This window comes from Mesorhizobium sp. AR07 (genome assembly GCF_024746815.1).
Lineage (GTDB): Bacteria > Pseudomonadota > Alphaproteobacteria > Rhizobiales > Rhizobiaceae > Mesorhizobium.
The window spans coordinates 3065583-3089187 of sequence record NZ_CP080525.1; the positions used below are offsets into that span (position 1 = coordinate 3065583).

The 23605-nt window shown below is 64.4% G+C and carries 23 protein-coding genes; 9 read left to right on the forward strand and 14 right to left on the reverse strand.

The genetic code is table 11. The features are described 5' to 3' along the window. Positions 1 to 162 precede the first annotated feature (162 nt). On the forward strand, positions 163 to 1311 hold the full coding sequence (locus tag BPNPMPFG_RS15565; protein WP_258596344.1) for an efflux RND transporter periplasmic adaptor subunit: 1149 nt from the start codon (positions 163 to 165) through the stop codon (positions 1309 to 1311). After that, positions 1308 to 4427, forward strand: coding sequence for an efflux RND transporter permease subunit (locus tag BPNPMPFG_RS15570; RefSeq protein ID WP_258596345.1), 3120 nt, complete (start codon positions 1308 to 1310; stop codon positions 4425 to 4427). The genes BPNPMPFG_RS15565 and BPNPMPFG_RS15570 overlap by 4 nt, the downstream gene beginning before the upstream one ends. Positions 4428 to 4508: 81 nt before the next feature. Here BPNPMPFG_RS15570 and BPNPMPFG_RS15575 read toward each other — a convergent pair whose 3' ends face one another. The 6 genes from BPNPMPFG_RS15575 to BPNPMPFG_RS15600 form a co-directional block, all read right to left on the reverse strand. After that, entirely contained in the window at positions 4509 to 4919 is a 411-nt protein-coding gene (locus tag BPNPMPFG_RS15575; protein WP_258596346.1) for a GtrA family protein, read from the reverse strand. After that, the gene (locus BPNPMPFG_RS15580; protein ID WP_258596347.1) at positions 4916 to 5734 is read right to left on the reverse strand and encodes a ChbG/HpnK family deacetylase; all 819 of its coding nucleotides are present in this window, start codon (positions 5732 to 5734) and stop codon (positions 4916 to 4918) included. The genes BPNPMPFG_RS15575 and BPNPMPFG_RS15580 overlap by 4 nt, the downstream gene beginning before the upstream one ends. Continuing rightward, positions 5731 to 6720: a glycosyltransferase family 2 protein gene (locus BPNPMPFG_RS15585; protein ID WP_258596349.1), complete on the reverse strand. Its 990-nt coding sequence runs from the start codon at positions 6718 to 6720 to the stop codon at positions 5731 to 5733. Before BPNPMPFG_RS15585 ends, BPNPMPFG_RS15580 begins: the two co-directional genes overlap by 4 nt. Continuing rightward, complete coding sequence (locus tag BPNPMPFG_RS15590; RefSeq protein WP_258596350.1) at positions 6713 to 7879, reverse strand: glycosyltransferase family 87 protein; 1167 nt, start codon at positions 7877 to 7879, stop codon at positions 6713 to 6715. The genes BPNPMPFG_RS15585 and BPNPMPFG_RS15590 overlap by 8 nt, the downstream gene beginning before the upstream one ends. A gap of 201 nt (positions 7880 to 8080) precedes the next feature. After that, complete coding sequence (locus BPNPMPFG_RS15595) at positions 8081 to 9118, reverse strand: zinc-binding dehydrogenase (protein ID WP_258596352.1); 1038 nt, start codon at positions 9116 to 9118, stop codon at positions 8081 to 8083. A 56-nt stretch (positions 9119 to 9174) separates the two neighbouring features. Then, positions 9175 to 10416, reverse strand: a complete 1242-nt coding sequence (locus BPNPMPFG_RS15600) for an acyl-CoA dehydrogenase family protein (protein ID WP_258596353.1) — start codon at positions 10414 to 10416, stop codon at positions 9175 to 9177. A gap of 122 nt (positions 10417 to 10538) precedes the next feature. Here BPNPMPFG_RS15600 and BPNPMPFG_RS15605 point away from each other — a divergent pair, with 122 nt between their 5' ends. The 6 genes from BPNPMPFG_RS15605 (at position 10539) to BPNPMPFG_RS15630 (ending at position 15093) form a co-directional block, all read left to right on the forward strand. Then, positions 10539 to 11354, forward strand: coding sequence for an SDR family oxidoreductase (locus BPNPMPFG_RS15605; RefSeq protein WP_258596354.1), 816 nt, complete (start codon positions 10539 to 10541; stop codon positions 11352 to 11354). 39 nt (positions 11355 to 11393) lie between these two features. Next, a complete protein-coding gene (locus BPNPMPFG_RS15610; RefSeq protein ID WP_319945999.1) occupies positions 11394 to 11879 on the forward strand; it encodes a MaoC family dehydratase in 486 nt (161 codons plus the stop codon). Further along, a complete protein-coding gene (locus BPNPMPFG_RS15615; protein ID WP_258596356.1) occupies positions 11876 to 12910 on the forward strand; it encodes a phosphotransferase family protein in 1035 nt (344 codons plus the stop codon). The genes BPNPMPFG_RS15610 and BPNPMPFG_RS15615 overlap by 4 nt, the downstream gene beginning before the upstream one ends. Beyond that, a complete protein-coding gene (locus BPNPMPFG_RS15620) occupies positions 12910 to 13686 on the forward strand; it encodes an SDR family NAD(P)-dependent oxidoreductase (protein WP_258596357.1) in 777 nt (258 codons plus the stop codon). The genes BPNPMPFG_RS15615 and BPNPMPFG_RS15620 overlap by 1 nt, the downstream gene beginning before the upstream one ends. Before the next feature lie 91 nt (positions 13687 to 13777). Continuing rightward, on the forward strand, positions 13778 to 14422 hold the full coding sequence (locus BPNPMPFG_RS15625) for a TetR/AcrR family transcriptional regulator (RefSeq protein ID WP_258596359.1): 645 nt from the start codon (positions 13778 to 13780) through the stop codon (positions 14420 to 14422). 422 nt (positions 14423 to 14844) lie between these two features. Beyond that, complete coding sequence (locus BPNPMPFG_RS15630; protein ID WP_258596361.1) at positions 14845 to 15093, forward strand: DUF680 domain-containing protein; 249 nt, start codon at positions 14845 to 14847, stop codon at positions 15091 to 15093. 78 nt (positions 15094 to 15171) lie between these two features. Here BPNPMPFG_RS15630 and BPNPMPFG_RS15635 read toward each other — a convergent pair whose 3' ends face one another. The 8 genes from BPNPMPFG_RS15635 to BPNPMPFG_RS15670 form a co-directional block, all read right to left on the reverse strand. Beyond that, a complete protein-coding gene (locus BPNPMPFG_RS15635; protein WP_258596362.1) occupies positions 15172 to 16236 on the reverse strand; it encodes a Gfo/Idh/MocA family protein in 1065 nt (354 codons plus the stop codon). 29 nt (positions 16237 to 16265) lie between these two features. Continuing rightward, a complete protein-coding gene (locus BPNPMPFG_RS15640) occupies positions 16266 to 17051 on the reverse strand; it encodes a ThuA domain-containing protein (protein ID WP_258596364.1) in 786 nt (261 codons plus the stop codon). Between the two features lie 76 nt (positions 17052 to 17127). After that, positions 17128 to 17358: a hypothetical protein gene (locus tag BPNPMPFG_RS15645; protein WP_258596366.1), complete on the reverse strand. Its 231-nt coding sequence runs from the start codon at positions 17356 to 17358 to the stop codon at positions 17128 to 17130. A 59-nt stretch (positions 17359 to 17417) separates the two neighbouring features. Further along, positions 17418 to 17999, reverse strand: a complete 582-nt coding sequence (locus BPNPMPFG_RS15650; protein WP_258596367.1) for a sarcosine oxidase subunit gamma — start codon at positions 17997 to 17999, stop codon at positions 17418 to 17420. Continuing rightward, positions 17992 to 20985, reverse strand: coding sequence for a sarcosine oxidase subunit alpha (locus BPNPMPFG_RS15655; protein ID WP_258596368.1), 2994 nt, complete (start codon positions 20983 to 20985; stop codon positions 17992 to 17994). Before BPNPMPFG_RS15655 ends, BPNPMPFG_RS15650 begins: the two co-directional genes overlap by 8 nt. Then, the gene (locus tag BPNPMPFG_RS15660) at positions 20982 to 21293 is read right to left on the reverse strand and encodes a sarcosine oxidase subunit delta (RefSeq protein ID WP_258596369.1); all 312 of its coding nucleotides are present in this window, start codon (positions 21291 to 21293) and stop codon (positions 20982 to 20984) included. Before BPNPMPFG_RS15660 ends, BPNPMPFG_RS15655 begins: the two co-directional genes overlap by 4 nt. Before the next feature lie 11 nt (positions 21294 to 21304). Continuing rightward, entirely contained in the window at positions 21305 to 21727 is a 423-nt protein-coding gene (locus BPNPMPFG_RS15665; protein WP_258596370.1) for a hypothetical protein, read from the reverse strand. Then, positions 21727 to 22980 carry a sarcosine oxidase subunit beta gene (locus BPNPMPFG_RS15670; RefSeq protein WP_258596776.1) on the reverse strand — a complete coding sequence of 418 codons (1254 nt, stop codon included), beginning with the start codon at positions 22978 to 22980 and terminating at the stop codon, positions 21727 to 21729. The genes BPNPMPFG_RS15665 and BPNPMPFG_RS15670 overlap by 1 nt, the downstream gene beginning before the upstream one ends. A gap of 223 nt (positions 22981 to 23203) precedes the next feature. Here BPNPMPFG_RS15670 and BPNPMPFG_RS15675 point away from each other — a divergent pair, with 223 nt between their 5' ends. Further along, positions 23204 to 23545, forward strand: a complete 342-nt coding sequence (locus tag BPNPMPFG_RS15675; protein WP_258596371.1) for a DUF2568 domain-containing protein — start codon at positions 23204 to 23206, stop codon at positions 23543 to 23545. Positions 23546 to 23605 lie beyond the last annotated feature (60 nt).

The following is a 23605-nucleotide window of genomic DNA, read 5'->3' on the forward strand; positions in this document are numbered from 1 at the left end:
CGAGGCTATCAACGTTACGCATATTTAATGTGCGCGGGCACCGGAGAGTTGTCATAAGGACGCGATACCGGGGTGTCTTGTTGTCTTAGAATAGCCTCGCTGCGTCTGCTTCATTTCGGGAGACCGGTGGACGGAAGGATTGTTTTGCCAACCGGAGTGCTGATGGCTGCCTGGAAACAGATACTTTTTGCACTTGTGGTGCTGGTGGCGGCGGCGGCCGCCTGGCTGGGCTTTTTTCCTGGCGCGCCGGATGTGCTGGCACGCTGGGGGATAGACTGGGCTCAGGCTTCGACGCCTCCGGCTGAAACCGGTGCCACCAAGCAGGCAAACGGCCGCAACCAGCAGGTGAACGTGGTCACCCTGGCGGCCACTTCGGCTGTTATCAACGATCGTCTCCAGGCGATCGGCACCGGCCGTGCCAACGCTTCGGTGACCGTCAACCCCTACAGTTCCGGTCGTCTTGCCGAACTGCTGGTCGAATCCGGCAGCCATGTCGACAAGGGACAGATCCTCGCGACCCTCGATTCCGAGACCGAAGTGATCGCCCAGGACCGGGCCAAGCTCGCCTTGCAGGATGCGCAATCCAAGCTCGACCGCGTCAAGTCGCTGCGTGCCTCCAACGCCGCGACACAGGTTGCCGTGGCCGACGCCGAGGTGAATTTGTCGAACGCCAAGTTGGCGCTTCAGGATGCGGAACTTGCGTTGCAGCGCCGGTCGATCCTGGCGCCGATCGCCGGCACCGTCGGCATCCTGCCGATCTCAGCCGGCAACTATGTCACCAACCAGTCGGCGATTGCCACGCTCGACGACCGTTCCAGCATCCTGGTCGATTTCCTGGTGCCCGAGCGCTTCGCCGCCGCCGTCAAGGTCGGCGCGCAATTGACGGCGACCCCGATCGCCAATCCCAGCAATGCCTATACCGGCACGGTCTCGGCCATCGACAATCACATCGATGAGAAGAGCCGCACCCTGCTGGTCAAGGCCAAGATCGCCAACCCGGCCGATTCGCTGCGTGCCGGCATGTCGTTCGGCATCACCATGAAATTTCCGGGGCAAACCTATCCCGCCGTCAGCCCGCTGGCGATCCTCTGGGGCTCGGACGGCGCCTATGTCTGGCAGATCGAGGACGGCAAGGCCAGGCGGATCCCGGTGCGCATCATCCAGCGCAACACCGAGACCGTGCTGATCGACGCGAAGATCGACAGCGGCGACATGGTGGTGACCGAAGGCACTCAGAGCGTCAGCGAGGGCGGTGCGGTGCGCATCGCCGGCGAAGAGCAGCGCGCCACGGACGCCGCCGAAGGCTCATGACCAGCCCCGTCAACGCCGCCAGCGACACCGGCTTTATCGCCCTGTTCATCCGCCGGCCGGTGATGGCCTTCGTGCTGAACACGCTGATCGCCGTCGCCGGCCTCGCCGCCTTCTACGGCGTCGAGATCCGCGAACTGCCTGACGTCGATCGTGCCGTCGTCACCGTTTCCACCACCTTCGCCGGGGCGGCTGCCGAAACCGTTGACCGCGAACTGACCGACACCATCGAGGGCGCCGTCGCGCGTGTCTCCGGCGTCAAGTCGATCTCGTCGTCCTCCTCCTTCGGCTCGAGCCGCGTCACCATCGAGTTCAACGACGGCGTCGATCTCAATGTCGCCGCCTCGGACGTGCGCGATGCCGTCGGCCGTATCGCCAACCAGATGCCGGACACCGCCGATCCGCCGCGCATCGTAAAGGCCGACGCCAATTCCGAAGCGGTGATGCGGCTGGCCGTGACCTCGGACGACATGTCGATCCAGGACATGACCGTGGTGGTCCAGGACCAGATCGAGGACGAGTTGGCCGCCGTGCCCGGCGTTGCCGACGTCCAGGTCTATGGCGACCGCGCCAAGATCTTTCGCATCGATGTCGATCAAAACAAGCTCGCCAGCCTCGGTTTCACGGTTGCCGACCTCAGGACGGCCCTAGCCTCCGTCGCCTTCGATTCACCGGCCGGTTCGATCACCACGACCAATCAGGATCTGATCGTCCGCACGACGGCGGACGTGACCACGCCCGAGCAGTTCGAAAACATCATCGTCGGCGGCACGACGCGCATCCGCGACGTCGCCACCGTCACGCTCGGCCCCGATGTCGGCCAGAGCGCGCTGCGATCGGACGGCAAGACCGGCATCGGCATCGGCATCATCCGCCAGGCGGAATCGAACACGCTGGACATCTCGACCGGTGTTCAGGCCGCCGTCGTCAAGCTGCAGGAGAACCTGCCCAAAGGCATGTCGATCAAGATCACCAGCGACGACGCCGTCTTCGTCAAGGGTGCGGTGCACGAGGTCGAGATCGCGCTCGGCCTGTCCGTGACCATGGTGCTGATCGTCATCTATGTCTTTCTGCTCGACTGGCGCGCAACGCTGATCCCTGGACTGTCGATGCCGGTTGCCATGATCGGCACCATCGCCGCCATCTATCTGGCCGGCTTCTCGGTCAACATCCTGACCCTGCTCGCTTTGGTGCTGGCGACGGGACTGGTCGTCGACGACGCGATCGTCGTGCTCGAAAGCATCGTGCGACGACGCAACGAAGGCATGGGGCCGCGCGCCGCCGCCGTGCTCGGCGCCCAGGAAGTGTTCTTCGCCGTCATTGCCACGACGCTGACGCTAGTCGCCGTCTTCGTGCCGATCTCGTTCCTGCCCGGCCAGACCGGCGGCCTATTCCGCGAATTCGGCTTCGTGCTCGCCATGTCGGTGCTTTTGTCCTGCGTGGTGGCGCTGACGCTGTGCCCGATGCTTGCCTCGCGCATGTTGACGAGCGCATCGCTCCACCACGAAGGCGGCCACGGCATCGGCGCCCGCATCGGCGGCGCGCTGAACACAGCCTACAAGCGCGCGCAGCGCGCCTGCCTCGACGCGCCGTGGATCGTGCTTCTGGTCGCGGTGCTGTTTGCCGGCACCGCCTTCACGCTGTTCGGCGCCATCCGCCAGGAACTGACGCCGACCGAGGACCGCGCCGCCGTGCTGTTGCGCATCAGCGCCCCGCAAGGCGTCAGCCTCGACTACACGACCCAGCAGATGCAGAAGATCGAGAAACTGATCCAGCCGATGCGCGATTCCGGCGAGATCCGCAGCACGTTCGAGAATGCCGGCCAGAACGGCTCCTACAATTCGGGCTTCATGGTGATGACGCTGGCGCCGTGGAACGAGCGCAGCCGCAGCCAGCAAGAGATCATGGCCGAGATCAGCCAACTGACCAGGCAGGTGCCGAGCGTGCGCATCTTCCCGGTGCAGCCCAACAGCCTCGGCATTCGCGGCGCCGGCAACGGCCTGCAGTTCGCGCTGGTCGGCAATAACCGCAAGGCGCTCGGCGACGCGGCCGTGAAGATCATCGCCGAGATGCGGAAGGACCCGCGCTTCCAGACACCGCGCCTGTCGATCGACCCGACGCAGCCGCAGCTGGCCGTGGCGATCGATCGCGAACGCGCCTCCGACCTCGGTATCGACATCACCGGGCTGGCCAACACCTTGCAGGCCATGCTCGACGGCAACGACGTCGTCGACGTGTACATCGCCGACCGCAGCTACGGCGTGAAGCTGGTCTCGACCACCAACCCTGTCAACGATCCGACCGACCTGGAAAACATCTTCCTGAAGACATCGGACGGCCGCTTCGTGCCGATGTCGACCATCGCCACGCTGACCGAGCGCGCCGTGCCGCCGTCGCTGTCGCGCGAGCAGCAGCAGCCGTCGGTGGCCATCACCTCCAACCTCAACGGCGGCTTCGCGCTCGGCGATGCGCTCACCCGTGCCGAGGAAATCGCCACACCGCTGTTGCCCGCGGGCAGCCGCATCCTGCCGCTGGCCGAGGCGGCGACATTGGGCGAGACCAACAGCGCCATGGTGACCATCTTCGGTTTCGCCCTGGTCATCATCCTCCTGGTGCTGGCGGCCCAGTTCGAGAGTTTCGTCAGCGCCGTCATCATCATGGCCACGGTGCCGCTTGGCCTTGCCTGCGCCATCTTCGCGCTGCTGCTCAGCGGCACCAGCCTCAACGCCTACAGCCAGATCGGCCTGGTGCTGCTGGTCGGCGTGATGGCCAAGAATGGCATCCTGATCGTCGAATTCGCGAACCAACTGCGCGATCGCGGGCTTGGCGTGCGCGAGGCGATCGAGCAGGCCTCGATCATCCGCGTGCGGCCGGTGATGATGACGATGATCTGCACCGTGCTCGGTGGCTTGCCGCTGGTGCTGGCGAGCGGCGCCGGCGCCGAGGCGCGCGTGGCGCTCGGCTGGGTCATCGTCGGCGGACTGGGCCTTGCCACCGTCTCGACGCTGTTCCTGACGCCGGTCGCCTATCTCCTGCTTGGCCGCTTCGTCACGCCGAAGACCCATGAGGAAGCGCGGCTGAAGCGCGAACTCGAGGAAGCCGCCTACATCAGACCATGATCCCGAAAAGTGGGAACCGGTTTTCGGAAAGATCATGGTTGGATCAGGTCCTGATGTCGAGCCGGCGGAGTAAATTCCGGCCTATCTCAAGAATCGGCCCTCGATCGACCAGCGCGCGGCCAAAAAATTCAGCACAGCCGCCACCACGACACCGCCGATCTTTGCCGGCCACACTCCAACGATACCGGCAAACAGCGCGATCGAAAGGCTGGAGACGCCGAGCGAAATCAGGCCCCCGAGCGAAGCGAAACGAAGGAAGGCGTCACGCAGCCGGATGGCTCGATTGCGCTCGAACGACCAGAAGCCGTTCGCCGCGAACGAAAAGGTGACGGCAACGAACCAGGCAACGATATTGGCGGGCAGCGGCGGCATCTGCAGCTTCAGCAGCAGGAAGAAGCTGGCGAGGTCGATGGCGGTGTTGGCAAGCCCGACAATGGCAAAGCGGACGATCTTGCTGCCGGTCGAACGCTGGGGCCGCTCGGCGTCGCTCATCCCGTGCCATCCATGATCTCGACACCGGCACGGGCCACGCTGGCGCCGAAGTCGTCCGATGCGAGGACCGCGAATTCGACCTCGCGCACGCTCTGCATCGGGTCGCGTGCGCGCAGCGTCTCGTCGACATGGCCGGGGTGACACATGAACAGCCCTCGTTCGGGCAACGCCTCGACAGCTATCTGCAGCAGCGGTGAGAATTTTTCAGGCTGCCGCCAGTCATAGATGCCGGTGAGCGGCTCGAAAACGGTGAAGCCGGCGCGCTGCATCGACCGGTTGAAGCCGGCAGCGAGTGCGGCGATCGCGGCGACTTTCGGCGCCGAGGCGGCATTGCCCAGCGCCGGAGCGCCACGCAGCGCCGGCCGATCCGCGCCGTCGAGAAAACGCGCGCGCAGCCATTTGCGCACGACGGGAAGGAAATGCACATGCTGGTGCCCGTCGACGAAATCGGGCCGGCGGCCCAACGCCTCGACGAAGCGGCTATACTGGGCGTCGAGTTCGGCATGGACGTCGCGGGCGTCGATGCGGCCGCGCAGGACCGGCAGCGCCAGCGAGCGGAGCGGCGGCAATCGGCCTTGCGGCGCCAGGCTCGACTTGCCAGTGACGGCCGGCTGGTCGGTCAGGGTTAGATGCAGCCCGATTGCGACGCGGCCGCACAGAGGTTTTATCCGCGCCGCCGCCTGTGCCCATTCCGGAAAACCAGTCATGCAACTGGTTCCCGTCAGGCGCCGGCGATCGAGCAGGTCGAGGATGGCGGCGGAGACGCCTGGCGCCAGGCCGTAATCGTCGGCGATCAGGCGGATGCGCCGCGTCATGTCTCGCGAGCGCCGGGCACCGGCCTTCCAGGGACGACGTCGCTGCGCACGACATCGCGCACGATATAGACCGGCCGATCCTTGCTTTCGCTGAGCGTGACCCAGACATATTCACCGATCAGGCCGAGCAGGGTCAGGTTGAGGCCGCCGAGCAGCACGACGGCGACGAGAAGGCTGGGATAGCCGGGAACGGCGATGCCGTAGAAGATCACCTCGAAGAACACCTTGGCGCCGTAGACCGCGCCCGCGAGCGCCGCCAGCATCCCGCTGAGGCTGATCATACGCAGCGGAATGACGGAAAACGAGGTGAAGCCTTCCAGCGAGAAGGCGATCAGGTTGAGTCGGCTCCATTTCGATGTGCCGCTGGCGCGGCCCTCGGGCGAATAGGGCAACGCCTTCTGGCGGAAGCCGGCCCAGGCAAACAGGCCCTTGTTGAAGCGTCGTTTGTCGCGCAGGCTGGTCAGCGCGCGCGCCACGGCAGCGCGCATGACGCGAAAGTCGCCGGCATTTTCGGGAATGTCGAAACGCTGGCTGCTGTTGATCAGGCTGTAGAAAAGCCGCGCCAGCTGGCTGCGCCGCCAGCTGGCCTCGCGCCGGTCGTTCTGGGCATAGACGACGTCGATGTCGCGATGCTCCACCAGTTCGGCGATCAGCTTCAGGCTGATGTCCATCGAATGCTGGAGGTCGGCGTCCATGATCAGCACCATGTCGCCGCGCGATTGGTCGAGACCGGCGAGCACGGCGACCTCCTTGCCGAAATTACGGCTGAGGCGGACGATTTCCCACGACCCCGTCAGCACCTTTGAGAACCGTTCGGCGCCGTCGTCGCGGCTGCCGTCATCGACCAGGATCTTGTGAACGGCCATGCCGAAGCGTTGCGAAACCGCCGCTTCGAGCTTGTCGAGCAGCCCGGCGAACGCCACGGCCGATTGCGCCTCGTTGAAGAACGGCGCGACGATATCGAGGGTCGGCTTCAGCTCAGCCATGTGCGACAGACCTCGCATTCGCCACCTTTTCACTCGGCCTGGCCCAGAACCACAACAGCAGCGAACACGTAATGAAGGTGACGGCTACCGGCCGGGACCAGGGATAGAAGAAATTCTGCAAGTGAGGTTCGACCGCGGTAAATCCGCTAAGAAACAGCAGCGTCGACAGCACCCAAGCCAGCGCCCCGCCTCGTTTTTCGCGCCACAACAGGGCGATGGCGACACCGGCGGGCACGGCGACCATGGCATAGGTGTTGGGCTCGACGCGCGGATTGAAGACGCACATGTAGAAGGCGGCGGTCAGGAAGATCGCCAGCCCCCCCGTTCCCTGTTCAAGCCTGCGGTCGAACCAGATGACCGCCGAAAGCGTAAACAGGGCGATGACCACGCGTATGACCGTGGCGCCGAATTCCGGAATGGTCAGCCCCATACTGGTAAAGGGCGCCGTGAAATCGCTGGGAACAAAATGGTTGACGTTGTCGACGGACATCGAGGTCAGCATATGGGCAAAATCACGATACTGGTCGTTCAGATAGGCAGCGGGAGCGAAGATGTAGGGTAAAGCGAGCACGAACAGTGCGGCCAGCACAAGGACAGGGATCAGCCGGGGTCGCAGCGCTCCCGTCAAGAGCAGCATGATGATCGCCGTCGGCTTGGCGATGATGGCAAGCGAAGCCCAGAAAAAGGTCTCGGCGCGCCGCCCTTCAAGCGCCGACAAGGTAAGAAGCCAGCAGGCGCCGGTCAGCAGAATTGTCGATTGGCCGTTGCGGATCGCCGCCAGCGCTATCGGCAGAGCCAGGAAAAGGCCGAACGAAAGCAGCCATGTCAGGTCCTGACCGCCGAGTTTGCGCACCTGCCGCATCGCGGCCAGGGTGAGCACCGTGAAACCGAGGACATGCCACACCAGGCCGCCCAGATGCGGGCCCAGCTTCAGAAACGGGACATAGAGTGCGGCAAAGGCGGGCGCGTAGAGATAGCCCATCTCGGACTGAAGATCGTAGAGCGGCCGTCCAGCCAGAAGTCTCTCGCTGCCGTCTCTGTAGGCCAGCAACACCGTACGCGTGTCGGGCGACCACAGGACCATGGCAAGAACGACCAGGAACGCTCCGATCCACAGGCTAAAACCCAAACGGTCGAAAACCGGCTTGGAAATCGTCATCAAGTCACCCTACACCCATCCCTGAACAGGCCCTGGCCTGGGCCGTCCGGCATTCGATGGCGGCGGCATATCACGGACAAAGCGGCGTGGCATAGAGGGACTGAAAGACGCGGGATATCAGCCCGACGGGCCGGCGGCGGCTGGACACCAGCCTTTCCCGGCATCGAGAACCCGGGAATGTTTCGTATTGGTGCCTTTATGCTAAGGCCGAATGAACACCTTGCCGTTGGGTTTGGCGAGTTCCGCCGGCACCCGCGCCATTGCGTCAGTGAGCGGCACCACCGCCGTCACATCGGTCGACCAGCGCCCGTCGGAAAAACGCTTCTGCGCTTCCAGGATCGCCGGGCCGCGGCGGTCGCGAAACTGGCGCATCCACTCGCTCAGCCAAAACCCTTCGATGTGTTTGTGCTGGAAGATCAGTTGACCGGGTTCGCGGATGATCGTGGCTTCGGGATCGAGCCGCCCGTAGATGATCCAGCGCGTGCGCTTCGGCATGGCGTCGAAGATGGCCGACGCCAGCGGCCCGGTGACCGCGTCGAGGAAGATGCGCGGCTGCTCGGCCTTCATCACCTCGCGCAGCGCCGTCTTGAAGGCCGGGGCTTTCTCGTTGAGGGCGTGTATGGCGCCAAGCTCTTTCAGAGGCGCGATCTGATCGTCGCGCCGCACGGTGACGATCGGCCGGAAACCCGCTTCCTTGGCCAGGCCGATGATCAGCTTGCAGAGCTGGCTGGCGCCGGCGGTCATGACGAATGCCTTCTCGCCTTCCTGTTTGACGATATCGAACATCGCGAGCGCGGTGAGCGGATTGACGATCATCGCAGCACCATCCTCGTCGCGGACGGTGTCGAGCAGCGGGATACAGGCCACCGCCTCCGCCACGGCATAGTCGGCCCATGAGCCCCAGTTGCTGACGCCGGTGGCGAAGGCGACGCGCTTGCCGACAAGGCTCTTGGGATAAGGCTCCTCACCGCTGGCGACGACGGTGCCGACACCCTCGAAGCCGGCCGGCTGGCCCTTGGCGCGCGGCTGGCCGTATTGGCCCTTGATGAAGGCGACATCGGATGGGTTGATCGAGGCCAGGCTGACCTTGATCAGCACCTGCGTCGGCCCGGGTGTGGGCACTGCGATGCTGCCCGGCTCGAGATAGGGCTCCATCGCTTCCAGCACGCTGCCGCTCGGCGTTCTGGTGTAGCCGTCGCCAACAAGCAGCAGCGCCTTCATTTCGGAGGGGACGGTCATCGGGGAAACTCCTTGCTTTGAACCTGCCGGGTCCGATGGATGACGGATACCGGCGCTCAGACCTTTTCCTGCGTGTATTTCTTCAGCTCAGTGCGCGCCACCTGACGGCGATGCACCGCGTCCGGTCCGTCGGCAAGGCGCAATGTCCTCAGATGCGTCCATGAACGCGCCAGCGGCGTGTCCTGGCTGATGCCCTGCGCGCCGAACATCTGCACCGCCTCGTCGGTGACCTTGAGCGCGACGCGCGGTGCGATCACCTTGATCTGGCTGATCCAGGGGGCCGCGGCGCGCGCATCGCCCTGATCGATCATCCACGCCGCCTTGAGGCAGAGCAGCCGGGCCATCTCGATCTCCATGCGGCATTCGGCGATGATGTCGAAATTGGCGCCGAGTTTTGCCAAGGGCTGGCCGAAGGCCTCGCGGCGCACGGAACGCTGGCACAGCATCTCCAAAGCCATCTCGGCCTGGCCGATGGCGCGCATGCAGTGGTGGATGCGGCCGGGGCCAAGCCGTCCTTGCGCGATTTCGAACCCCCTGCCCTCGCCAAGGATCAGGTTCGACGCCGGTATCCGCACATTGTCGAAGCGGAGGTGCATGTGGCCGTGCGGCGCGTCGTCGTCGCCATAGACCTTCATGGCCCGAACCTTGGTCACGCCTTTGGTGTCGGCAGGCACCAGGATCATCGAATGGCGGCGATGGGTGGGCTCTTCCGCGCCGCCGGTCCGGACCATGACGATGTAGATGGCGCAGCGCGGATCGCCGGCACCGGAGGCCCACCATTTCTCGCCGTTGAGCACATAGTCGTCGCCCTGCCGTTCGCAGCGCATCGCAATGTTGGTGGCGTCGGACGAGGCGACGTCCGGCTCGGTCATCAGATAGGCCGAGCGGATCTTGCCGTCGAGCAGCGGCTCGAGCCACGCCTTCTTGTGGTCGGCCGAGCCGTAACGCTCCAGCACCTCCATGTTGCCGGTGTCGGGCGCCGAGCAGTTGAAGGTTTCCGCGCCCAGATGCGCCTTGCCCATTTCCTCGGCCAGATAGGCGTATTCGACCGTGGAAAGGCCGCAGCCGCGTTCCGAGCCGGTCAGCCAGAAGTTCCACAGGCCGCGCTCCCGTGCGGTCTTCTTCAGTCCTTCGAGGATCTCGCTTTGCCGCGCGGTATAGACCCAGCGGTCGCCTTCCTTGCCCACTTCGCCAAGGAATTCCTTGTCGAGGGGCATGATCTCGTCGCGCGCCATGGCCGCGACGCGCGCGTGGATCGGCTTCAGGCGCTCGGTCATGCCGAGATTCATCTCCGTCATCGGTCGCTAACCCTTCATCCTCGCCAGGCATTTTGTCAGTGGTAAGGATGACCGTACTTCGGATAGCCTTGTCAACGCGAACTGTTTTGCCCGCACGCCGAGGCAAGGCGCGGAGGTTTGTGATGAGCTATCTGGACGAGCTGTTCTCGGTGGCCGGCAAGACGGCGCTGGTGACGGGAGCGGCAACCGGCATCGGCCGCATGGCGGCAACGGCGCTGGTGAAGGCCGGCGCCAGCGTGATGATCGCCTCGCGCAAGGGCGAGGATTGCATCAAGCTCGCCGGCGAGTTGAACGGGCTGGGTGCCTCCGGCCGGGCGGAAGGCTTTGCCGGCGACGTCTCAAGCGAGGCCGGCATTGCCGCCCTCGTCACCGAGGTCAAGGCGCGGACCGACAGGCTGGACATACTGATCAACAATGCCGGCGTTTCCTGGGGCGCGCCGCTGGAAAGTTTTCCCTACTCCGCCTGGGCGAAAGTGTTTGGCGTCAATGTCACCGCGATGTTCCATCTGACGCGCGAATTGCTGCCGCTGCTCGATGCCGCCGCCAGTGACGTCGATCCGGCCCGGGTGATCAATCTGGGTTCGGTGATGGGCACGCAGCCACTGGCCGACGACGCCTATTCCTACGCGGCGTCGAAGGCCGCGGTTCATCATCTGACGCGCACCCTGGCGCTCGAGTTCGCCGCCCGCCGGATCACCGTCAACGCCTTCGCCCCCGGCCCCTTCCAGAGCCGCATGACGGCATTTGCCACCGGCACGCAGGAACAGGCCGCGCATGTCGGCAATCATGTTCCGATCGGCCGTATCGGCGCGCCGGATGACATTGCCGGCGCAACGCTCTATTTGTGCAGCCGTGCAGGCAGCTATGTCACCGGCGCCATCCTGCCGATCGACGGCGGGCAGTCGGTGCAGCATGGGCTGACCTTGTTCAAGGAATGACATTTTCCGGCCGTAGAAGCCGGAGATGAACTGGAGGACATCCGCGTGGAACCGATCAGTCTCGATGTGCTTCTGGCCAGTGTCGGCAAGGAAGTTGGCGTGTCGCCGTGGCGGGTGGTCACGCAGCGCATGATCGACCAATTCGCCGACGCCACCGACGACCACCAGTTCATCCATTGCGATCCGGAGCGGGCGATGCGCGAGACGCCGTTCGGCGGCACCATCGCGCATGGCTTCCTGTCGCTATCGCTGTTGTCGGCGATGACCTTCGAGACCATGCCGCCGCTGGAAAACAGCAAGATGGGCGTCAACCACGGCTTCGATTCGCTACGGTTTCTGGCGCCGGTGAAGACCGGCGCGCGCATCCGCACCCGTTTCGTGCTGGCCGACGTCAAGGTCAGGCCGTCGGGGTGGGTACAGACGGCGCATGACGTGACGATCGAGATCGAGGGTTCGAAGAAGCCGGCGCTGACCGCGCGCTGGCTGACACTGACCCTGATCGAGCGTCAACCAGAGACAGCATGAGCGATCCCAACATTCTCGACCAGGCAGTCCTTGCGCCTTATCTCGAGGCGGAAATACTGGGCTTTTCCGGGCTTGCTGCAATCGAGAAATTCAAGTCGGGCCAATCGAACCCGACTTACCTGTTGACCGCGCAAAGCGGCCGCTACGTGCTGCGCGCCAAGCCGCCCGGTCAATTGCTGAAATCGGCGCATCAGGTCGACCGCGAATTCACCGTGATGAGCGCGCTTGCCGGCACCGCAGTGCCGGTACCGGGAATGCTGCATCTGTCGACGGAAGACTCGCCGATCGGCCGCATGTTCTACGTGATGGATTTCCTCGATGGCCGCATCTTCTGGGATCCGGCGCTGCCGGAGGCGCGCGACAACGAAGAACGCGCCGCCCTCTACGATGCCATGAACGGCACGCTCGCGGCTTTGCACGAGATCGATGTCGAGGCCGTGGGTCTCGGCGATTTCGGCCGGCCGGGCAATTACTTCGAGCGCCAGCTGGCGCGCTGGACCAGCCAGTACCGCGCCTCCGAGACCGGCACCGTCGCCGACATGGACCGGCTGATTGCCTGGCTGGAGACGCATGGGCCGGCCGATGACGGCCGCGTCTCGCTGGTGCATGGCGATTACCGGCTGGACAATCTGATCTTTGCTCCCGACCGGCCAAAGGTGCTGGCGGTGCTCGACTGGGAATTGTCGACGCTCGGCCACCCCTTTGCCGACATCGCCTATCAGTGCATGCAATGGCGTCTGCCGCACGCCTCGGGCTTTCGCGGCCTGGGCGGCATCGATCGTCGTGCGCTCGGCTTGCCCTCCGAAGCGGACTATATCGCCGCCTATTGCCAGCGGCGCGGGCTCACCGGCATCGGCAACTGGACCTTCTTCCTGGCCTTCTCCTTCTTCCGGCTGGCTGCGATCTGCCAGGGCGTCTTCAAGCGGGCGCTGGACGGCAACGCCTCCAATCCCGAAAAGGCGAAAACCTATGGCGAGGCGGTGAAGCTGCTTTCGCATCTCGCCGCCGCACTGATCGACAAGGAGGCGTGATGGGTCGCTTTGAGGGAGCAACCGTGCTGATCACCGGTGCTGCCGGCGGGCTTGGCCGTGGTGCGGCGAAAGGCTTTACGGCCGAAGGCGCGCGGCTCGTGCTTTCGGACATCGACGAAAAGGCCTTGGCGGATCTTGCAGGCACGCTGCAGGCCGAAACGGCAATCCTGGCCGGCAATATCGCCGACGAAAAACTGTCCGAGGATCTGGTCGGGCTGGCGGTCGAAAGATTCGGCCGGCTGGATATTGCCATCAACAATGCCGGCATCGTCCAGAGCTTCGTGCGCTTGCCGCAAGTCCCCTCGGGCGAGGCGCGCCGCGTCCTGGAGGTGGATCTGCTCGGCGTCTTCTATGCGATGAAGCATCAGATCCCGCGAATGGAGCAACAGTTCAAGGCGACTGGCAAGGGCGGCGCCATCGTCAACATCGCCTCGGTTGCCGGGCTTGTCGGTGCGCCGAAACTCGCGGTCTACGCCGCTGCCAAGCATGGCGTCGTCGGGCTGACGAAATCGGCGGCGGCCGAATACGCCACCAAGGGCGTACGGGTGAACGCCATCTGCCCGGCCCACACGAGAACGGCGATGGTGGATGGGTTCGTTCGGATGTCCGGTGCACCGGAAACCGAGGCGCTTGCCGAGCTGACGCGTGGCGTGCCGATGAAGCGCGTTGGCGAAGTCGACGAGATCGTCACCGCGATCCTGTTTGCCGCCGACCCAGCCAATTCCTTCATGACAGGCCATGCGCTGGCCGTCGACGGCGGTGTTGGCGCGATCTGATGCGTGCCGCTTGGGAACCTGTCATGCCCTTGTTCGTTTTCGTACAGCGTATATAATTTAGCCAGCACCAACCCAACGAAGGCACCAGATCTTGCCGCCGAGCCTCCAGACACGCCGCGAGAAACAAAAGGCCGAACTGCGCTCCGAGCTGGTCGAGGCCGCGCACAAACTCGTCCAGGAAGAAGGCTATGAAGGCCTGACCATCCGCAAATTGGCCAAGCGGGTCGGCTACGCACCGATGTCGGTCTACTCCTACTTCGCCGACAAGCAGGACATCTTGTTCGCGCTGGCCGAGGATGCGTTCGAGACGCTTGCCCGCCGCATCGAAGAGCATCCGTCCGACGATCCGATCGAGGCATTGCAGGCGGTCATGACGGAATATGCCGCCTTCGGGCTTGGCAATCCCAACGAATACCGCACCGTGTTCATGACCGAGAAGACCAAACTGCCGGAAGGCAGGAGCTACGACGACATGGAGGAAGGCAACCCGGCGATGAAGGTGCTGATCAGCAGGGTCGAGGCCTGCGTCGCCGCCGGCAAGCTGCAGGGCGATCCGCGCGCCATCGCCGCCATGCTGTGGGCGGTGGGCCACGGCACGATCTCGCTGCTGATCACCTTTCCGTTCTATCCCTTCGGCGACCCGCAGGCTTTCGTAAAGCGGATGTGCGATTTCACGCTTGCCACGCTCAGCACCCAGAACGTGCCGCCGCTGACCGAGACACCGGTCAACTGCTGAGCGGTGTCATGAGATCCTCACCGTGATGACGCAACGACCTGGGTGCGGCACCCTTTAGCGCTGCCAGCGGACCCTCATTCGGGATTGGCTGAAGCCTTTCGACTTCGTCATCCCAGGGCGAAGCAGGAGCGAAGCTCCGTCGCGGAGACCCTGGGATCCATGCCGCGACCGTGGTCGAAGAGCGCAGCGGAGCAGAATTCTGCACCGTTGGTGACGCGTGATGCGATTCGTCAACTCACCGAACCGGCAAGACTTTTGGGCCGAAGGAACTCGCTGTGTCAGGATGCCGCGAATTTCGATGTTCAATAAAAATTGTCGTACATGTACGTTTTCTGACTTGAACACCCAGATCTCCGGCCGTATATGTACGTCGTATCGTACATGTACAAAATCAATTCAACCGTCGAAAACGGAGACTGACAATGAAAAAGACACTCCTCACCCTCGCCGCCGTGCTGGCGCTTTCGGGCTCGGCCTTCGCCGCCAGCGCCACCCAGCCGGCCAAGCAGGCACCCGCCGCGACCTGCGTCGACACCAGGACGCATGTGAAGCTCGATTGCGCGTCGACCGGCTCGGTCGAGAAGAAGGGCTCCACGGAAAACACGGCTGACGGCAAAGGCCCACGCCTCGGCATCAGCATCAATCCGTGGATCGTGCCGAGCGCATTCTGATATCCGCCGATAAAATCACAAGCCGGGGCCGGCGCAATTCGAAAGCCGGCCTGGCGGAACATAACGACGCTCAGGTCATCAGCCGATTGAGATTGGCCGTCGAACCGCTGAACTCTCGAAGGCCGCGTCGATCAGCTTCTGCATGTCGGCGGCGCGCCGGAAGGACGGGTCGCCGTTCTGGCCGGCATCCAGCGCATCGGCGAAACGCCGGGCGTTGCGCTTGACATCCGGCATGACGAGCGTCCGCATGCGTTGCAGATCGACATCCTTGCCCAGGCAGGCGGAGAGGTTCGACGTCTTGCCGTCGGTCTCCACCTTGATGGCACCCTTGGTGCCGTGCATGGCCAGCGACAGATCGTTGGCGTGGCCGGTCATGTAGCGGCTTGCCACGATCGTGGCGAGCGCGCCGGAGCCGAGCCGCGCCGTCATCGCCACGCTGTCGTTGGCATCAAGAACATAGTCGCCCATACGCTCGCCCTCGGCCTTCGGAAACGTCACCAGATCGGCGTGCAGGCTGACGATATCCTGAGCCGCGCCATAGGTGGCGAAATCCAGGATGTGAATGCCGACATCGCCGAGCACGCCGGTCGAGCCGTGCCGGCTCGACAAGCGCCACAGCCATTTGTCCTCGACCCGCCAGTCGCCCCATGATTTGCTGACCAGCCAGCTTTGCCGGTAGCTCGCCTCGACATGGCGCAATTCGCCGATCTCGCCGGCCTGCACCATGCGCCGCGCTTCCTGGATCGCCGGTGAGTTGCGATAGGTCAGGTTGACCATGTTAACGACCCCGGCCGCCTCGGCGGCTTCGGTCATATCAAGCGCATCGGCGTGGTTCGGCGCCAGCGGTTTTTCACAGAAGACGTGCTTGCCGGCGGCAAGCAGCGCCAGCGTCGTTGCCTTGTGCGCACCGTCCGGCGTCGCGTTGATGGCGGCGTCGAACTCCCCCCAGGCGATCGCCGCTTCCAGGCTCTCGAAGAAATCGCCGATTGAATTGGCGGCGGCGAACGCCGCCGCGCGGCCGGGCACCTGATCGACGCAAGCGACGATGCGGCAGCCGGGGAGCTTGGCGAACTCCTCGACATGATGCCCGGCAATGCCGCCGGTGCCGAGCAGCAGCAGCCGATGCGTCGGCTTGGGATCCATCAGCTCAGCCCCCATCAACTCAGGCCCCATCAACGCAGGCCCTCATCGCCGTCGGCGTGCAGGCGCAGCCCTTTCTGGACGATCTTTTCCTTGGCCGCATCCGTCGGCACGTTCGGCGCATTGGTGATGCCGGACCAGGCCGGCGCCGGATTGTGCGCCCAGTGCACGGCATTGCGCAGCACCTGCTGCACGCCTTCATTGTGATAGATCGGATAGGTCTCGTGGCCGGGCGAGAAGTAGAAGATCCTGCCGGCGCCGCGCTGATAGGTCAGTCCGGAACGGAACACCTCGCCGCCCTCGTACCAGGAGACGAACACCGTCTCGAGCGGCTCCGGCACCGCGAACGGCTCGCCATACATTTCCGTCTCGCCGATCTCCAGGCACTCGCCGATGCCTTGCGCGATCGGGTGGCTGCGGTTGATCGCCCAGACGCGCTCGCGCTCGCCCGCCTCGCGCCATTTCAACGAACAGGGCGTGCCCATCAGCCGCTTGAAAATCTTCGAGTAGTGGCCGGAGTGGAGCACGATCAGCCCCATGCCTTCCCACACCCGCTTCTGCACCCGCTCGACGATCTCGTCCTTGACCTCGCCATGCGACCTGTGGCCCCACCACAGCAGGACATCGGTTGCGGCCAGACGCTCTTCGCTCAAGCCGTGCTCCGGCTCCTGCAAGGTGGCGGTGGTCGCCTCGATGCCCTTGTCCTGGTTGAGGGCCGCGGCAATGGTGCCATGCATGCCCTTGGGATAAAGGTCGCGCACGGCGGCATTGGTCTGCTCGTGGACGTTCTCGCCCCAAACGACGGCTTTTGTCGGCATTTTTTCTCTCCCAAAGCGCTTTAAATAGCATGTCCAATGGGATTGAGAAGTCCGATCCAGCCTGGCCCGATGGAAATTAAGTCTTGCGCTTCTTGCGCCCCGGCACGGTCTTGGCCCTGCCCGGCTTGGCCGGTGCACCAGGGATGGCCGTTCCGGTTATCGACACCGGATCGCTGGCCGGAAACGTATCCTCGAGGCCTTCCTCGAGTTCATCTTCGGCACTCGGTGCTTCGTGTTGCTCATGTTCGAGCGAGCGAACGGCAGGGGTCTTTTTGGCCGGCGACTTCGGCGCGGAATTCGACGGCATCGGCATTCTCCCTCGGCGTGCGGATGCAGAACGAACGTGCCCTGCAAAACGTTCCGGGTTCAGACCGCTGCGTCTCGCGATCCCTCGGACAGGAAAGTAAAGACATAGTCCGAGAAGGAACGCCAGCATTCGACCCGGAAGGTGTCTGACGCGTTGCGCAACAGCACGATCTCGGTCTTGCCCAGGATCGTGCGCGAAGCAGCCCCCACCGGGAAGGCCTCCAGCGACAGGTCCTGCGGGCAGCCCGCATTGATCGTCGCGGCCGCCCCAACACCAGTAACGGATATCGCGATGTTGCGATGCGAAATGCCGACTGCCGAATGCAGAGCCGAAACCTTGGCACAATCGGCGAGCGGATCGTTGCCGGCCTCGTCGATGACAAGCCATTCGTCGGGTCCAAGCCACAAAGCGGTGCGCCCAGCCTTCGAGGCCGACGTCTTCGGCTTCCGTGGCAAGGTCACACCGAGCGCCTTCGACAGTGCGGCGACCGAAGCCTCCGGCGCACGCAGCGAGATGCGCTCGGCCGGCGGCATCACCTCGACCTTGACGCTGGTTGCCGAAATGGTGCGTCCGGCCAACGCCGGGCGGCGCTCGGCCGATGGCGCGGCAACAGCAGTTTTCTTCGCAGCAGCGTTAGCCATTGAGGCGCCCTCCCGTCTCGTCGAAGAACACCATGCCGGTGACCTCGACCTCGATCACCCCGTTCGGCATCGGCACATAGAGCGTGTCGCCCATCCGGTCACGGCCGCCGGCGACCAATGCGAGCGCAATCGAGCGGCCGCAATTTTCAGACCAGTAGCTGGACGTGACGTGGCCGATCATCTTCATCGGGATCGCCTGCTTCGGATCCTCGACGATCTGCGCACCTTCTTCCAGCACCACCTTCGGGTCCTTGGTCTTGAGGCCGACCAGCTGCTTGCGGCCCTTGGCGACCAGATCCGGCCGCATCATGCCTCTGATACCAACGAAGTCGGTCTTCTTCTTGCCGACCGCCCAGTCGAGACCGGCATCGTTCGGCGTCACCGTGCCGTCCGTGTCCTGGCCGACGATGATGTAGCCCTTTTCGGCGCGCAGCACGTGCATGGCCTCGGTGCCGTAGGCGGCAGCACCATGCTTCTGGCCTTCGGCCCAAAGCGCCTCCCAGACGGCCTGGCCATGGTCGGCCGGGACATTGACCTCGAAGCCGCGCTCGCCGGTGAACGACATGCGGAACAGCCGGGTCGGCACACCGCAGATCTTGCCTTCGCGCACCGACATATGCGGCAGCGCCTCGTCGGACATATCGATGCCTTCGACCAGCGGCGCGATGATGTCGCGGGACTTCGGCCCCTGCACGGCGATGACAGCCCATTGCTCGGTGATCGAGGTCAGCCAGACGTTGAGGTGCGGGAACTCGGTCTGGAGATAATCCTCCATGTGGTTCATGACGCGCGGCGCGCCGCCGGTCGTCGTCGTCACGTGGAAGCGGTCGGGCGCCAGCCTGCCGACGACGCCGTCATCATAGATGAAACCGTCCTCGCGCAGCATGATGCCGTAGCGGCAGCGGCCGGGCTCCAGCTTCTCCCACGGATTGGTGTAGAGCAGTTCCATGAATTTCGCCGCGTCCGGCCCGACGACCTCGATCTTGCCGAGCGTCGAGGCATCGAACAGGCCGGCCGTCTTGCGCACCGCGACGCATTCGCGGTCGACCGCGGCATGCATGTCCTCGCCCGCCTTGGGAAAATACCAGGCGCGCTTCCACTGTCCGACATCCTCGAACACGGCACCTTGCGCCTCGGCCCACGGATGGATCGCCGTTTTGCGGGTCGGGTCGAACAGCGGCCCGCGCGCATGGCTGACGATCGCGCCGAAGGTCACCGGCGTATAGGGCGCCCGGAACGTGGTCAGGCCGACTTCCGGGATCGGCTTGCCCAGCGTCTCGGCGGCAATCGCCAGGCCGTGCATGTTGGAGGTCTTGCCCTGGTCGGTCGCCATGCCGTTGGTGGTGAAGCGCTTGACGTGCTCGATCGAGCGCATGCCCTCATGCACCGCCTGACGGATATCCTTAGCGGTGACGTCGTTCTGGAAATCGACAAAGGCTTTCACCGTCGTATCCGGCCCCGCGCCGGGGGCAGCACCCAGCATGCCACGCGACCAGCTCTCCGAGGCGTCGACCTTGGGCTTGTTGCCCTTGGCGGTTTTGGCGCCGGCATCCTTGGCTGCCTTGGCGCCCGCCGCATAGGCTTCGTCTAACGTCGCCGACAGCCCGTCGGTGCCGTTGCAGGCGCCGACCGAGACGCAATCCTGGGCATAGGTGCCCGGCACGAAGCGCTTGGTCTCGTCGTTGAAGGCGACCTTGCCGCGCGACTGCGAGAACAGATGCACAGACGGCGTCCAGCCGGCCGACATCAGGATCGCATCGACCGGGATGGTGCGTTCGCCGCCGCCGTTCTTCGGCTGCACGGTCATCGACGACACCCTGAGCTTGCCGCCGGCGCGGATCACCGCGCGGCCGAAATTGACCTCGATGCCGAGTGCCCTCGCCTCGTCGATCACCGGCCCGGTCGGGTTGTCGCGCAGGTCGACGATCGCCGCCACGTTGACGCCGGCCTTCTTCAGGTCGATCGCCGCCGCGTAAGCCGAATCATTGGCGGTGTAGACGCCGACATTTTTGCCGACCGCCACACCATAATGGTTGAGATAGGTGCGCGCCGCACCCGCCAACATGATGCCCGGCCGGTCATTGTCGGCGAACACCATGTGGCGCTCGATGGCGCCGGAGGCCAGCACCACGCGCTTGGCTCTCACCTGCCACAGCCGCTCGCGCGGCAGATCATGACCGGGAGCCTTCAGATGATCGCTGACCCGCTCGACCAGCCCGATGAAATTCTGCGCGTAGTAACCAAAGGCAGTGGTGCGCGAGAGCACACGGACATTGTCCATGGCCTGGAGCCTGGCAATCGCCGCCTGCGACCAGGCAAAACCGTCCTGGCCGTCGATCCTGGCGCCAGTCTCGAAGCGCAGGCTGCCGCCGAACTCGGCCTGCTCGTCGGCCAGGATGACGCGCACGCCAGCCTCGGCCGCGGCAAGTGCCGCCGCGATGCCGGCCGCGCCGCCGCCCAGCACCAGCACGTCGCAATGCGCATAGCGCGACGAATAATGGTCGGGATCCGGCTGGTCGGGGGAAACGCCAAGCCCGGCCGCGGCACGGATCTTCGGTTCGTACAGGCTCTTCCAGGCCGCCTTCGGCCACATGAACGTCTTGTAGTAGAAGCCGGCGGAAAACATCGGCGACGCGATGTCGTTGACCGCGCCGACGTCGAAGGACAGCGACGGCCAGCGGTTCTGCGACTGCGCGGCAAGCCCGTCATAAAGTTCCTGCACGGTTGCCCGCACATTCGGCGTCCTGCGCGCCGCGTCGCGCTTGACCTCGACCAGTGCGTTGGGCTCTTCCGCGCCCGCCGACAGGATGCCGCGCGGACGGTGGTACTTGAACGAACGACCGACCAGATGGACGCCATTGGCAAGCAGCGCCGATGCCAGCGTATCGCCCTCGATGCCGGAATAGGACTGGCCATCGAAGCTGAACCGCGCGGTCTTTGCCTGCTTGAGGCGGCCGGCGCCGGGAATGCGGAACCCGCCGCTCATTTGGCAACCACTCCGTTGGAGATATTGGGCAGCTTCGATGGTTTCGGCTCGCCGGCCTTGTAGGTCATGACGAACTTGTCGGTGACGGTGTCGCGCACCGCATTGAAGAAACGCGCGCAGCCATGCATGTGCCGCCAGCGCTCATAAATGATGCCCTTGGGATTGGAGCGGATGAAGAAGAACTTTTCGAAATCGTCGTCGCTCTCGCCTGATATGTTGGCCGAACGCGCGATATGCGCCTCGCCGGCGTTGCGGAACTCGAGCTCGGGACGCTCTTCCTCGCAATAGGGGCAGCGGATGAGAAGCATCGTCTTCGTTCCTACAATTCGCCGTGGCCGACGTGAGCGCCGGCGGGTTGGTCGCAAAGCCTTTGGCCCATCGCCGCAAAGGGCGCGACGAGCCGGATGCGCTCCGCCACGCTTTCGGTCGGGCGAAACAGGTCGCGATACGCCATGTTGCCGATGGTGAGCTGCATCGGATCGGTCGTGACGATGACGCGGCGTGGCTCGAATGTGTCATCCTCGCCAAGATCGGAAGGCCTGTTCTCCAGGAACATGACCACCTTCTGACCGCCGCTCCACACGCAGGCCAGGATGCCGTCGTCGACGGAAAACGGCCATCCGGCCTCGTTCCCGGCACGGCTGATCGGTTGCGTGCGGAATTCGTCCGCCGACGGAAAATGGAACATGCCCTGTTCCCCCGCCAGCATCAGCGGCATGGCGACAGCCATCTGCGCCATCATCAGTGCGCCACCGCCGCCGCCGCCGCCTCGTCGATGAGGCGGCCGGTGCGGAAGCGCTCGATGGTGAAGGGCGCGTTGATCGGATGCGGATCGTCCCTGGCGATGGTGTGGGCAAAGACATGACCCGAGCCCGGCGTCGCCTTGAAGCCGCCCGTGCCCCAGCCGCAATTGACGTAGAGGCCGGGCACCGGCGTCTTGGCCAGGATCGGCGAGCGATCCGGCGTGACATCGACGATGCCGCCCCAGGAGCGCAGCATCTTCATGCGCGTGAAGATCGGGAACATCTCGCAGATGGCGTCGAGCGTATGTTGCAGGATGTGCAGGCCGCCGGTCTGCGAATAGGAGACATACTGGTCGGTGCCGGCGCCGATCACCAGCTCGCCCTTGTCGGATTGCGAGATATAGGCATGCACGGTGTTCGACATCACCACGCAAGGCACCACCGGCTTGACCGGCTCCGACACCAGCGCCTGCAGCGGATAGCTTTCCAGCGGCATGCGCACGCCGGCCATGTTCATGATGACCGAGGAATGGCCGGCGGCGACGACACCGACCTTTTTCGCGCCGATGAAGCCGCGCGTCGTGTCGACGCCCATGACCGCGCCATTGGCCGCGCGCTTGACGCCGGTGACCTCGCAGTTCTGGATGATGTGGACGCCGCGCGCCGAGGCGCCGCGCGCATAGCCCCAGGCGACCGCATCGTGGCGCGCCGTGCCGCCGCGCCGCTGCAGCGCCGCACCCACCACCGGATAGCGCGCATCCCTGGAAGTGTTGAGCGGCGGGCAGAATTCCTTCGCCTGCTCCGGCGTCAGCCATTCATTGTCGATGCCGTTCAGCCGGTTGGCGTGGACGTGGCGCTTCAGCACCTGCACGTCGTGCACATTGTGGGCCAGCATCATGACGCCGCGCGCCGAATACATGACGTTGTAGTTGAGCTCCTGGCTCAGCCCGTCCCACAGCTTCAGCGCATGGTCGTAGATGCCGGCGCTCTCGTCATAGAGATAGTTGGAGCGGATGATGGTGGTGTTGCGGCCGGTGTTGCCGCCGCCGAGCCAGCCCTTTTCCAGCACCGCGACATTGGTGATGCCATGCACCGTGGCGAGGTAGTAGGCGGTGGCCAGGCCATGGCCGCCGGCGCCGACGATGATAACGTCGTATTCCTTCCTGGGCTCAGGCGAGGACCATTGTTCCTCCCAGCCCTTGTGGCCGCGCATGGCCTCGCGGGCGATGGCGAATACCGAATATTTCTTCAACGTCCCAGCCTCGCAAATGGCAGCCAAGTGTTCATCAAGCCTCGGCGCGCGAGGTGTATCACTAGCGAAACGCAGCTTCCACCCTTGCGCTGTTTGCGACGGCGCTTGCCGTTTTGCGCCGCGCCGAAAAAGACGCAGGCGATCTGGCCGCCATGGCTGCGTTCGGTCACACTGCTTGTCGCGAGACTCTTGAGGACGAATATGGGCCTGGTGGAATCTGACGTTGCGCTTCCTGCTGGAGCTTGCCGCCCTGCTTGGCCTCGGACTGGCCGGCTGGAGCCTCTCCGACGGATGGTGGCACTGGATCCTGGCTCTGGCCTTGCCACTCATTGCGGCTGCCTTGTGGGGAACCTTCGCAGTGCTCAACGATCCGAGCCGATCGGGCCGTGCCCCGGTGCCGGTGCCAGGCGCGGTGCGGCTGGTGCTGGAACTGACGATCCTGTTCGGTGGTGCGGCTGGGTTCTATCTGATCGGCCACACAACCACAGGCATCGTCATCACTCTGCTCATCGTCATCAGCTACGCATTTTCGCTCGACCGCCTGGTATGGTTGTTGCGGCAATAGTTCGTCCAACCGGCCTGGCCTCTTCGCAAGTGATGAGCGGCTCGCTTCCAGCCATCGCCA

What these genes read in the sequence shown, in the direction of transcription:
- BPNPMPFG_RS15650 (WP_258596367.1), bottom strand. Translation starts at nt 17,999, where the DNA reads ATGGCTAACGCTGCTGCGAAGAAAACTGCTGTTGCCGCGCCATCGGCC.
- BPNPMPFG_RS15655 (WP_258596368.1), bottom strand. Translation starts at nt 20,985, where the DNA reads ATGAGCGGCGGGTTCCGCATTCCCGGCGCCGGCCGCCTCAAGCAGGCA.
- BPNPMPFG_RS15630 (WP_258596361.1), top strand. Translation starts at nt 14,845, where the DNA reads ATGAAAAAGACACTCCTCACCCTCGCCGCCGTGCTGGCGCTTTCGGGC.
- BPNPMPFG_RS15590 (WP_258596350.1), bottom strand. Translation starts at nt 7,879, where the DNA reads ATGACGATTTCCAAGCCGGTTTTCGACCGTTTGGGTTTTAGCCTGTGG.
- BPNPMPFG_RS15645 (WP_258596366.1), bottom strand. Translation starts at nt 17,358, where the DNA reads ATGCCGTCGAATTCCGCGCCGAAGTCGCCGGCCAAAAAGACCCCTGCC.
- BPNPMPFG_RS15585 (WP_258596349.1), bottom strand. Translation starts at nt 6,720, where the DNA reads ATGGCTGAGCTGAAGCCGACCCTCGATATCGTCGCGCCGTTCTTCAAC.
- BPNPMPFG_RS15570 (WP_258596345.1), top strand. Translation starts at nt 1,308, where the DNA reads ATGACCAGCCCCGTCAACGCCGCCAGCGACACCGGCTTTATCGCCCTG.
- BPNPMPFG_RS15605 (WP_258596354.1), top strand. Translation starts at nt 10,539, where the DNA reads ATGAGCTATCTGGACGAGCTGTTCTCGGTGGCCGGCAAGACGGCGCTG.
- BPNPMPFG_RS15580 (WP_258596347.1), bottom strand. Translation starts at nt 5,734, where the DNA reads ATGACGCGGCGCATCCGCCTGATCGCCGACGATTACGGCCTGGCGCCA.
- BPNPMPFG_RS15640 (WP_258596364.1), bottom strand. Translation starts at nt 17,051, where the DNA reads ATGCCGACAAAAGCCGTCGTTTGGGGCGAGAACGTCCACGAGCAGACC.
- BPNPMPFG_RS15620 (WP_258596357.1), top strand. Translation starts at nt 12,910, where the DNA reads ATGGGTCGCTTTGAGGGAGCAACCGTGCTGATCACCGGTGCTGCCGGC.
- BPNPMPFG_RS15575 (WP_258596346.1), bottom strand. Translation starts at nt 4,919, where the DNA reads ATGAGCGACGCCGAGCGGCCCCAGCGTTCGACCGGCAGCAAGATCGTC.
- BPNPMPFG_RS15635 (WP_258596362.1), bottom strand. Translation starts at nt 16,236, where the DNA reads ATGGATCCCAAGCCGACGCATCGGCTGCTGCTGCTCGGCACCGGCGGC.
- BPNPMPFG_RS15665 (WP_258596370.1), bottom strand. Translation starts at nt 21,727, where the DNA reads ATGATGGCGCAGATGGCTGTCGCCATGCCGCTGATGCTGGCGGGGGAA.
- BPNPMPFG_RS15565 (WP_258596344.1), top strand. Translation starts at nt 163, where the DNA reads ATGGCTGCCTGGAAACAGATACTTTTTGCACTTGTGGTGCTGGTGGCG.
- BPNPMPFG_RS15600 (WP_258596353.1), bottom strand. Translation starts at nt 10,416, where the DNA reads ATGACGGAGATGAATCTCGGCATGACCGAGCGCCTGAAGCCGATCCAC.
- BPNPMPFG_RS15660 (WP_258596369.1), bottom strand. Translation starts at nt 21,293, where the DNA reads ATGCTTCTCATCCGCTGCCCCTATTGCGAGGAAGAGCGTCCCGAGCTC.
- BPNPMPFG_RS15615 (WP_258596356.1), top strand. Translation starts at nt 11,876, where the DNA reads ATGAGCGATCCCAACATTCTCGACCAGGCAGTCCTTGCGCCTTATCTC.
- BPNPMPFG_RS15595 (WP_258596352.1), bottom strand. Translation starts at nt 9,118, where the DNA reads ATGACCGTCCCCTCCGAAATGAAGGCGCTGCTGCTTGTTGGCGACGGC.